Genomic DNA, 10,022 nt, shown 5'->3' with positions numbered 1-10,022 from the left:
CCGCTACGACAAACGCGCCTACATCTTCCTCGGCACCGTCACCCTGGCCGCCCTGGTCATCTGGCTCCGAACCTGATCCAAGAAACAGCTCCTAGGCACGATGGCTGGCCGAGCGTGCCGTCCGCCCGACGCCGCGGCGGCGGCCGCGTTCGAGGCCCAGGTCCGGGCCGTCGCCCCGCCGTGGTGGCCTGGACCTCCCATAAGCTGCGGCAAGCCGCCACCCCGGCCAGTCCTGAGGACCAGTGAGCGATATGCGAAGAACATGGCTTTTCGGTTCCAGCACGTAGTTATCCCAGGTAGTGCACCCCTTCCGGTAACCCCTCGAGTTCCTCAACGGCAAAATCCGTCACTGCAGGTAGCCGTGTCAGCGATCGGCGGGTGTTTGTTGTTACTGGTTGTCGTTGAGGAGCTGTTGTGTGCGGGTGAGGAATGCCTGGCGGACCTCTTCTGGGTGCAGTATCTGGAGTGGTCGGCCGAGGCTGAGCAGATAGCGGGCCAGGCCGTCGGCGTCTGGCCCGCCGATGTCGATGATCGTTGCGTCATCGCCGTCCGGGTGGTGGACGCCGACCGTTGGTGGCACCAGCCTGCGGGCCTCATCGGCCGGTACGGCCAGGCGGATGGTCACCCGCACCGGGTAGGGCCTCAGCGCGATGCCCGTGCTGACCATCTGTGCTGGATCTGGCGGGTCGGGCAGGGCGGTGGCCTGCCCGGTGGCTGTGGCATCGATGATGCGATCGGTACGGAAGGTGCGCCAGTCCTGCCGCGTCAGGTCGTAGGCGAGGAGATACCAGCGGCGGCCGGTGTAGATGAGCCGGTGGGGGTCCACTCGTCGGGTGGACGTCGTTCCGGCCCCGTCGCGGTAGGTCACCTGGGTGCGTTCGCCTCGCCGGCACGCGGTGGCCAGGTCGAGGAGCAGCGCGGGGGAGATCTGGCTGTCGTCGGGTCGTGCGGTGTGGGTGAACGCGGCGTCCAACTCGCCGAGCCGGTCGGCGATCCTGGCCGGCAGCACCTGGCGTAGTTTCAGCAGCGCCGACAGGGCTGCTTGGTCGCTGCCGGAGACTCCGCTGAAGGCGGCGGTGCGCAGCCCGACAGCGACCGCGAGGGCCTCCTCCTCATCGAGGATCAGTGGCGGAATGCTGGTTCCGGGCCCGAGGTGGTAGCCGCCCCATGGACCCATCTCCGATTCGATGCCGTAGCCGAGTTCACGTAGCCGGGCGATGTCCCTGCGAACCGTCCGTTCGGTGATCTCCAGTTGGGCGGCCAGATCAGCGCACGTCCAGGACTGCCGCGTTGACAGCAATGACAGCAACTGCAGCAGCCGCGCCGAGGTGTTGACCATGGCGGACAGTCTGCTCGATAACCAGGACCGTTTCTGACCGGGTCATACCGTAACGTCGCCGGCATGACCGAGAACTCCTCGGCCGAAAAGTCCATGACGACGATGACCTCCGCCAAGGTGCGTTAGATGACGGAACCGGACGGGCCGAGGTAACCGATGAAGGAGCAACACTGATGGAAGCACGCATGAAGAGCGTGGCGAATTCCGACGTGATCACAGCGGTCCAGCATCTCCAGAAGGCGATTCACGCCGGTGGCGTCGACCCGCTCGTGCTCGAGCTGGTCCATCTGCGGGCCAGCCAGATCAACGGCTGCAGCCCGTGTGTGTTCGCCGGCGTCCAGTCGGCGAAGAAGCATGGAGAGACCGACGAGCGGCTGCACAGCGTGGTCACCTGGCGCGAGACCCCGTTCTTCACCGAGGAGGAGCGGGCGGCGCTCGCGCTGACCGAGGCCGCCACCCGAATCCAGGATGGCGCGCCGGGCGTGACCGACGAGATCTGGGACGCCGCTGCCGCCCACTTCGACGAGAAGCAGATGTCGGCGATCATCTTGAACATCGCAATCACCAACTTCTTCAACCGGATCAACCACACGATCCGGGAGCAGGCCGGCAAGGCCTGGTGAAGGCGGGCGGCCGTCATCCGTCCAGAGGACGCGGTGGCGGCGCGGCGAATGACGAGATCGGCCGGCTCCACCGCTGGCCGATCCAGCGCCACTGCCGGCAGGCCCCCGTTCTGGGCTCTCACCTTCGGGTGACCGCCGACAACCATCCCTTTGATGATCATCAGGGGCACAATGACGATGAGCAACGAACCACTGGAACTGACCGTTGCCGATGCCCGAGCCTGGCGGGAGTGGCTCAGCAGGCACCACGACAGCTCGGCAGGGGTGTGGCTGGTCCTCGCCAAGCAGAACACGACCCGGCCCACCAACCTGACCTATGACCAGGCGCTCGACGAAGCCCTGTGCCACGGCTGGATCGATGGCCGGCTACGACGGCGGGATGAGATCACCTTCTGCCGGCGCTTCACCCCTCGCGGCAGGCAAAGTCCCTGGTCAGCGCGGAACGTTTCCATCGTCACCCGTCTGATCGGCGAGGGCCGGATGCATCCGGCCGGAATGGCCGAGGTCCAACGCGCCAAGGCCGACGGCCGCTGGGACACGGCCTACGCGGGACAAGCCGGCATCGAGGTACCAGCCGACCTGGCCGCCGCATTGGCCGCGAAACCCCAGGCACAAGCGATGTTCGACATCCTCACCTCCCAGAACCGCTACGCCGTTCTCTATCGGATCACGAACGCCAAACGCGCCGAGACCCGAGCCCGCCGTATCACCCAGTTCGTTGACATGCTCGCCCGCGGCGAGACGATCCACCCACAAAAGCGCGCCCTCGGCAGTTGAACGCTGGACCACACCTCTCCCCCGCCTCGCTCCTCCAAGCCCACGCACATGGCGGCGCGACGTTCGGCCAGAGCCGGAACCTCACCTACCGGGGTGTGCTGCAGGGCCTGGTGCCGGGCGGGTCGGTTGAGGCCGCGGCCGCGCAGATGGTGATGATGGCTCTGGCCGCGCTGACCGGCTCAGATGGTGCCGCGGACGCAGACACCGAGGCTGGCAGGGAGGCTGAGGAGCCGGATCAGCGGGTGGGCCTGGGTGTCGCGGTCGAAGTGCTGGTCAAGGCGGTGCGGATGCAGGCCGCGGGGATGGGGTCGGTCCGCCAGGTGGTGGAACGGGCCGGCGGCGCGACCGCGCAACTGGCCGACATCGAGGAGGTCACCGCCTACCAGCACGACAACCATGAACTGCTCATCCAGCAGTTCTTCAAGGCCGATCGCCCCACCATGCTCGCCCTGTCGGGGAGCCGGAGGAGGCGGGGCAGCAGGTGGGCGGTGCCGCTGTCCCAGTACACCCATTCGATGGCGCCGCCCTTGGAACGGACGGGGGCGCGCCGGTGCTCCAGGTCGAGGTCCACGACGTTCAACGCGACGATTTCGGCGGCCCGGGCGGCGGTCTCGTACAGCATCCGCCACAGCGTCTTCTCCCGGAGCGGGATGTCGCGACGTGACAGCAGCCGGTGGATGGTGGTCTTGGCGACTGCGCGGGTCTCGTCGGTTCTTTCTTTGCGGCGTTCGGCGTCGGGCGGGACCGACGGGGCAGCCCAGTGCTTTGGTATGGCACCAGGTGAGTCAGGAGGCGATGGCGGCGCGGTTGCTACTCCAGGTCGCCGGCGCGCTCGCTCCCCATAGCTCGGCGAGTGTCACCGCTGGCGATCCGGGTCTCGGGCCAGTCGCCGGCCGACTTCAGGGTGCGGGAGAACACGACCTTGGGGATCTCGTTCCCGGCCTTGGCCGAGGGGTGGTCGGAGGTGGGCCAGTATCCGGCCATGACCTCGTAGCTGTTGCGGCCCATGAGGAAGGCCCCAGCGCTTGCCCAGCAGCCTCGAAAGGCCGCGCCGCCCGGCGACGACTCCTTCCGCGTCGAGCGGGTCAACGTCGGCACCCCGCTGCCGTGGGGCCGCTGGGAGACCGGCGTTAGGCAGGTCGGCGTGACTGAGGCGACGGCCGCGAACCTCGTCGGTGTGTCGCTGCTGGTGCGTGGCGCGGTCGAACGCGTCCAGCGAACCCGCGAACTGACCTTCGCGCACGGCGCTCGCTGGCTGCCGCTGCGGGACTACCTGCCCGGCGACCGCCTCTACGCGCCGGGCGAGGCCGGGCAGCGCGAGGCGCTGCGGGTCCGGCAGATCACTCTCACCCGCACGGACTGCGGAGTCGTCTCCGGGAACCGGATCCTCGATGACAGGCTCGCCGATCAGGAACTCCTCGTGCGCCGCCGGATCGTTGGCACGTCGATAAGACCATAGGGCGTACAGACTGACTCAGAATCGCGTGGCCTCATCGACAGTGGCCATCTTCCTGATCTCACTCTCTATGACTCCACGCACGTAACCCGCAAGCCGAGCCTGGACACGCCGTCTTCCGTGTCCGCCTGGGTTTTGCGGTCGTCGATCTCACCACCTGCGCCGCCCCCGCGAGGGTCCGCCCGGCCTACGCCCGCCTCATCGAGGAGGCCCTACCGGTACAAGATGGCTACGTGGCGCGCGAGCTGCTCGGCCACGAGGGGCGCCGAGCGAACCTCAACCATGCCGAGAGCCACGCGCTCACCTGCGCGGTAGAGTCCGCGGGGCTCGGACGCGGGCATCCCCGGCCCGCTGATGTCCGACCTCCTTTCAGCGGTGCGGACGAAGTGAGAGCGCGATCGAGGCGGCGATGAGTCGAAAAGTGCCAAAGGATCTGCCGGGATACGCCGCCCGGCCGGGGGGACGCACCGGCCACGCGGCGTGAGCCGCTCGGCCAGTCCCGTGCCGCTCGTGCCGCCGGTGATCAGGGCGGTCTTGTCGGTGAAGCGTGTCATGCGAGTGCTCCAGAGATCCAGTCGGCGGCCGTGGCCAGCCAGTCGGGACGGGCGTTGCCGAGCAGGTGGTCGCCATGTGGCAGGCACAGGTAGTGCCCGTGCGGTGCCAGGCGGGCCAGCGGCTCGCCGTTGGTCACGCCGGGGATGACGTCCTGGCCGCCGTCGATGACCAGCAGCGGGCAGGTGATCTGCGGGGCGAGGGCGGACACGTCCACCTGGCCGGCGAAGCGGCGGGCCGCCTCTTCGCCACCGGCCCGCTGGATGAGGAGATCCCGTACGGGAGGTGGCAGGTCGTCCCAGTGCAGCCGGAACGGGCCGCTGACGGTGACGGCGGCCGCGACGCGGCTCTCCCGGGCGGCGCTTTCCGCGACGTAGTAGCCGCCGAGGCTGAGCCCGACGAGTCCCACGTTCCGCGGGCGGAGTGTGTCGATGACCTGGCCGATCACGTGGTGGTAGTCGGCGCGGACGGTGCTGGTGGCGGCGAGCGCGCCCTGTCCCGGCCCGTCCATGGCGAACACGGCCAGGCCCCGGCGCAGCAGGGCAATGACGAGGTCGTGGAACTCCTCCTTGCCGGAGTCCAGCCCCGGGACCACCACCACCGTCGCGGCGGCGTCAGCGGGGCCGCGCAGCCAGCCGGTGAAGCCCGGCCCTTCGATCCGGCGCGCCTGCGGCTCCAGCAACTCCAGCGCCCGTTCCATGGCGGCGTCGGCCTCGGCCGCCGCGAGCGCGCTCTGGCGGTTCGGTCCCAGGGTGGCGAAGTGGAACCAGCGCGCCGCCGCCTGGAGGTGCTCGCCTGTCGAGATCGCCGTGGCCGCCTGCCCGGCGCGCGCCACGTGCTCGCGTGCGGCGCGCATGAAAGCCTCGCCCCACTGATCCAGGTCCGTCATTTCGCCGGTGACGCGCAGGTACTCGTGCGGGTCCAGCCCGGCTCCGGTGGCGCGTGACAGGTTGGCGGCGGCGAAGTCCGCGGCGCTCATCGCGATGCTCCGATCGTCAGTACGGCCTTGCCGCGGATGCGGCGTTCCCGCAGGTCGGTCAGGACATCGGCGGTCCGGCTCCAGTCGGCGACGCGGCCGATCTCGGGGTGCAGCCGCCCGCGGGCCGCCAGACGTACCAGGGTTGCCAGGTCAGGACCGTACGGCGTGCCCGCGTAGTGGAAGTGCCGGATCACGGCGTTCTGCGGCCCGGCCAGCAGGTCGAAGAAGTTCACCGTCGCAGGGGTACGGCTGGCCTGCCCGAACCACACCAGCAGGCCGGCCGGCGCCAGCCGGGCCAGCGCGGCCGGGAGCGCGTTGCCGCCGGTGGACTCGAGCACCACGTCGAACGGCCCGTCCGTATCGTCCACGTCGTGCACGATCGCGGCGGCGCCCAGCTCGCGCAGGCGTGCGCCACGCTCTGCCGTGGCGGTCACCGCGGTCACCTCCGCCCCGGCCGCGGCGGCCAGCTCGGTCAGGTAGTGCCCCACTCCCCCGGCGGCGCCGGTCAGCAGCACTCGCCTGCCCGTCACGGCGCCGGCAGCGCGAAGCAGCCGCAGCGCGGTGATCCCGGCCAGTGGCAGGGCGGCCGCCTGCACGGTGGCGAGCCCGTCAGGCAGGACGGCGATCGAGTGGGTGGGCACGGCCGCGTACTCGGCCCAGCCGCCCATGGGTGGATGGCCCACCACCCGGCTGCCGGCCGGTGGGCCCGAGCCGTCGGCGGCGGCCTGCACGACCAGTCCTGCGACGTCCTTGCCCGGCTGCAGACCGGGCTCCGGCCTTTCCAGCAGGAATGTCTCTCCGCGATTCGGGGAGAACGCCTCAACCTTGATCAGCACCTCGTCCGGGGCGGGCACGGGCTGTGCGGCCTGGGCGAACTCCACCGGCCGCGAGGCATCTCCCGTAGGGGTCAATCTGCGCATGCGGCTATGAAAGCGGCAGGCGGGTCGCCTGAGCCAACAACGGACGCGAGGAGCCGACAACCATAGGTTGTCGCCTATGGTGACAGCCGTGGACTTGGACCTGGCGCAGGTGCGCGCGTTCGTACAGGCGGCAGAAGGGCTGCACTTCGGCCACGCGGCCGAGGAATTGTCGATCTCCCAGCAGGCCCTGTCCAAACGGATCGCCCGCCTGGAGTCCACGCTCGGCAGGCGCCTGCTCGACCGCGGCGGCCAGGGGGTACGCCTCACCGAGGCCGGCCAGCGTTTCTTGGAGCCCGCCCGGCAGGCGCTGGCCGCAGCCGACCTGGCCGTGGCGGCTGTGCTGGACACGCACCGCCCGTTGCGGATCGACGTGTGGGGCCACCTGTACGCGCCCATGCGCACCCTGGCCCAGGTGGCGACCGGCGAGCCGCGGCTGGAACTGGGCCACGGCCGAGACCTGCCGTCGGTGATCACCGCGCTGCTGCACGGCGACATCGACGCCGCCTTCGGCCGCGTCCACGCGCCGCTGCCCGCCGGGCTGACCCATCGCCTGGTGCGGCTGGAACCCGTGGACGCCATCCTCCACGCCGATCACCCGCTGGCGAACGCGCCCGCGATCCGTCCGGCGCAGTTGCGCGACGGCGTACTGTGGACCCCCGGCGCGCTCCACCGGCTGGACTTCCTGCACCGCTTCGCCATGGCCTTCGGCATCCACCAGCACGCCGAAGGCACGAACCTGGGGCTGGACCGCTTCCTGGCCGATCTGGCAGCCGACATGCACCGCTTCAGCCTGCTGCCCGCAGACATCCCCCTCCCGCCGCACCCGGCGATCCGCTCGATCCCGCTGATCGACCCCACACCGCTGTACGCCTGGTCACTGCTCTGGCGCGACAACGGCGGCCACCCACTGCTGGACACCTTGACAAGCGCCTTCGTGACGGAGGCCGAGCGCAACCGATGGCTGGAACACGATCCCGCCCGCGATTGGCTACCCGAACGCCACAGCACGGACGCCGGCTAAGGCGATCGCGTAGTTAGTAGGCGGCGCAGAAACATGAGGTGGGGCCAGAACCACCGCACGGTCCCGTCCGGAGGTCCGCTCACGCCGCGGTGAGATCGAGCCGGGTCTCCATGTCCGTAGGGGTTCACATGAGCCCAGAACAGCGGGCTGAGGGCTCGCCGGTCTTCCTCCGTCAGCTTGCCGGTCCACTGCGGATCTCGCAGAACGGCCTGAATGAACCCCAACGAGGACTCCAGTGCGCTCCGTCATGGCTGATCAGAACCAGTTCGTCGGCGGCGGACACGCAGATGCCGGCGGCTCCGTGAGGCCTGTCTTGATGTCATGTCGCTCTCCCCTGGAAAGAGGAAGAGGCGTTGGCCGCAGGCGGACCAGGCATCCTGCACGTCGAGCGCCTGGGGCTATGGCGTGCTGACGGCGGGACCGGCGAGCCTGCTACCAGTTCGCCTTCTCAAGGGCGACACCGACCACATGGCGCTGGCTGCTCGGACACCACTTGTAGCTGTAGTTCCCGGGATACGCCCAGTTCCCGCGATAGAGGGTCCCCCAGCCATTGGAAGGATCGGCCGTGCAGTAGGCCAGGACCCTGAAATGCCCCGTACCGCCGGTGCATTTGGCTCCGCCTCCCTCCGAACTGCCGCTGTACGCCTTCCACACTGAGCACCCGGTAGGTGCGGCGGCAGCGGGACTTGGCGTAGTGACGATGAAGGCACTGACGATCAGAGTGAGCGACGCGGCAATTTTGCGCATGCAGGATCTCCTTGCTGGTGCTTGACGCTTGTGAGTGGTGGCGACGCTAGCAATGAGAGGTATGTCGAAGGTATGTCGAAGCGTGTGGGCCGACCGGACCCGCCGGGGTCGACCTGGCCGCGCCGGAGGCCGGGTCAGGCGTCGCTCGGGCCCGACCGCCAGCCGACGGGCTTGCAGCGGGCCGGGCGGCAGGGACGGGAACCGGGGACGCGACCGGAAGAAGCGGACCGGCTGAAGATCGCCCCCACCTCACCGGTCAAGCCGCAGCCCCTGCGGACCGAACCGCCTCGCTCACTTGAGGTGGCGAGGTGCGCCAGGGGGCGCCGTGGCCGGGAAGCACCCACGAGGCCGGCAGCCCAGCGATGCGGTTCAGGGAGGAGAGCGCTTCGGCCGGGTCGTCGGTGAAGGGCGCCGCCTGCGGGCCTTCACGCCCGGTGAGGACGTGCCGCGTGGTCAGGGCGTCGCCGACGAAGAGCGCGTCGGTGATCGGGACGTGCACCGCCACGCTTCCCGGCGAGTGCCCCGGCATGCCCACGATCACCGGGCTCCCGGGCAGGTCCAGGACGTCGCCATCAGCGATCGTGGTGACCTCGCTGACGTAGCGGGTGCGCAGGCCGTTCTTGCGGATGGCGTAACCGAAGAAGCCGAGCGTCGGGCCGAGACGCATGGGGCCCCACGCGGTCTTGGGCTTCTCTCCCGTACGGGTGCGGGCCGCGTCGGCGGCATGCACGAACACCGGTACGCCGTGGGCGCTGCGCAGGCGCTCGGCGAACCCGATGTGGTCGGAGTCGCCGTGGGTCAGCACCAGCCCGCGGATGTCGTCGACGGACTTGCCCAGGGAGCGTAGTTCGCGCTGGAGCTCCCGCCAGTGGCCGGGCAGTCCGGCGTCGATGAGCGTGATGCCCTCGGCGGTGTCGACGAGGTAGCACGCGACGAGATCGTTGCCAAGGCGGTGCAGATGGGCTGCGAGTTTCATAGGACCTCTTTCTGAAGGCGTGGTCGGGGAGCGGCTAGGACTGTGGTCGCCGGCCGATCAGGTCGTGCAGTGCGGTGATGACGGTGCGGCCGGTGGGGTCGGTGAAGTCGCGCACCATGCTCGTGACGAAGCTCGCCACCGACGTCGCCGTGCCGCCCGCGGCCTCGATCTGGCGAAATGCGGCGTTCTCCGTACGCTCCGACATGCCGCCGCACGCGTCGACCGGGACGATCACGTCACAGCCGTCGGCCAGGGCGTCGAGCGCGGTGTGAAGGACCACGATCTCCGAGGTCACGCCGCAGATGACCAACGTCTTGCGGCCCTCGGCGGCGATGGCCGCGCGCCATGCCCGGTCGTCCCAGCAGCACGGCCCGCGGCGCACGAATGGGGGCGTTTCGGGAAGTTCGACGATGACGCCGGGCCCGTCGGGCCTGGGCGCGACCGACACGGTGAACGGGATGTCCAGCGCCTGCGCGACCTTGGCGAGCACCCCGGCCGAGCGCCTAATGGTCTCTGGGCTGTTGGTGCCGCTCAGGGCCACGATGCCGTCCTGCAGATCGGCGAAGACGATCTGCACAGTGCGATGGTCGAGCATTGTTCTCATCTCAAATCGTTCATAGTTTGAATGATTT

12 protein-coding genes are annotated in these 10,022 nt (G+C 69.4%); 4 read left to right on the top strand and 8 right to left on the bottom strand.

The window, feature by feature from the left end; all coding sequences use genetic code 11:
• Positions 1–388 precede the first annotated feature (388 nt).
• Positions 389–1,339 carry a YafY family protein gene (locus AB0G11_RS42390; RefSeq protein ID WP_357592545.1) on the bottom strand — a complete coding sequence of 317 codons (951 nt, stop codon included), beginning with the start codon at positions 1,337–1,339 and terminating at the stop codon, positions 389–391.
• Between the two features lie 173 nt (positions 1,340–1,512).
• Between AB0G11_RS42390 and AB0G11_RS42385 the strand changes: the two genes are divergently transcribed.
• Both AB0G11_RS42385 and AB0G11_RS42380 read left to right on the top strand, forming a co-directional pair.
• Positions 1,513–1,962 (top strand): carboxymuconolactone decarboxylase family protein, encoded by a 450-nt coding sequence (locus AB0G11_RS42385; RefSeq protein ID WP_357592543.1) that lies wholly within the window; start codon positions 1,513–1,515, stop codon positions 1,960–1,962.
• A 153-nt stretch (positions 1,963–2,115) separates the two neighbouring features.
• Positions 2,116–2,739: a YdeI/OmpD-associated family protein gene (locus AB0G11_RS42380; RefSeq protein ID WP_357592541.1), complete on the top strand. Its 624-nt coding sequence runs from the start codon at positions 2,116–2,118 to the stop codon at positions 2,737–2,739.
• Positions 2,740–2,918: 179 nt separating this feature from the next.
• On the opposite strand, the gene AB0G11_RS42375 is transcribed toward AB0G11_RS42380, so the two are convergent.
• The 3 genes from AB0G11_RS42375 to AB0G11_RS42365 form a co-directional block, all read right to left on the bottom strand.
• Positions 2,919–3,137, bottom strand: a complete 219-nt coding sequence (locus AB0G11_RS42375; protein ID WP_357592539.1) for a hypothetical protein — start codon at positions 3,135–3,137, stop codon at positions 2,919–2,921.
• Positions 3,119–3,361 (bottom strand): hypothetical protein, encoded by a 243-nt coding sequence (locus tag AB0G11_RS42370; RefSeq protein ID WP_246647145.1) that lies wholly within the window; start codon positions 3,359–3,361, stop codon positions 3,119–3,121. Before AB0G11_RS42370 ends, AB0G11_RS42375 begins: the two co-directional genes overlap by 19 nt.
• Positions 3,362–3,549: 188 nt before the next feature.
• On the bottom strand, positions 3,550–3,747 hold the full coding sequence (locus tag AB0G11_RS42365) for a hypothetical protein (protein WP_357592537.1): 198 nt from the start codon (positions 3,745–3,747) through the stop codon (positions 3,550–3,552).
• On the opposite strand from AB0G11_RS42365, the gene AB0G11_RS42360 reads away from it, so the two are divergent.
• A complete protein-coding gene (locus AB0G11_RS42360) occupies positions 3,746–4,198 on the top strand; it encodes a hypothetical protein (RefSeq protein ID WP_357592535.1) in 453 nt (150 codons plus the stop codon). The genes AB0G11_RS42365 and AB0G11_RS42360 overlap by 2 nt on opposite strands.
• Positions 4,199–4,745: 547 nt before the next feature.
• Here AB0G11_RS42360 and AB0G11_RS42355 read toward each other — a convergent pair.
• Together AB0G11_RS42355 and AB0G11_RS42350 are read right to left on the bottom strand one after the other, a co-directional pair.
• The gene (locus AB0G11_RS42355) at positions 4,746–5,726 is read right to left on the bottom strand and encodes an alpha/beta fold hydrolase (RefSeq protein ID WP_357592533.1); all 981 of its coding nucleotides are present in this window, start codon (positions 5,724–5,726) and stop codon (positions 4,746–4,748) included.
• A complete protein-coding gene (locus AB0G11_RS42350) occupies positions 5,723–6,646 on the bottom strand; it encodes a zinc-binding dehydrogenase (protein ID WP_357592531.1) in 924 nt (307 codons plus the stop codon). The genes AB0G11_RS42355 and AB0G11_RS42350 overlap by 4 nt, the downstream gene beginning before the upstream one ends.
• Before the next feature lie 88 nt (positions 6,647–6,734).
• Here AB0G11_RS42350 and AB0G11_RS42345 point away from each other — a divergent pair, with 88 nt between their 5' ends.
• Positions 6,735–7,667: a LysR family transcriptional regulator gene (locus AB0G11_RS42345; protein WP_357592529.1), complete on the top strand. Its 933-nt coding sequence runs from the start codon at positions 6,735–6,737 to the stop codon at positions 7,665–7,667.
• A gap of 1,003 nt (positions 7,668–8,670) precedes the next feature.
• Here the strand turns inward: AB0G11_RS42345 and AB0G11_RS42340 are convergent.
• Positions 8,671–9,390, bottom strand: a complete 720-nt coding sequence (locus AB0G11_RS42340) for an MBL fold metallo-hydrolase (RefSeq protein WP_357592527.1) — start codon at positions 9,388–9,390, stop codon at positions 8,671–8,673.
• A gap of 34 nt (positions 9,391–9,424) precedes the next feature.
• A complete protein-coding gene (locus tag AB0G11_RS42335) occupies positions 9,425–9,967 on the bottom strand; it encodes an isochorismatase family protein (RefSeq protein WP_357592525.1) in 543 nt (180 codons plus the stop codon).
• Between the last annotated feature and the right edge of the window lie 55 nt (positions 9,968–10,022).

The organism is Nonomuraea sp. NPDC023979 (genome assembly GCF_040639085.1).
GTDB lineage: Bacteria > Actinomycetota > Actinomycetes > Streptosporangiales > Streptosporangiaceae > Nonomuraea > Nonomuraea ceibae.
Note: the sequence above shows the minus strand (reverse complement) of the source record. Positions and strands in the feature narration are given on the sequence as shown.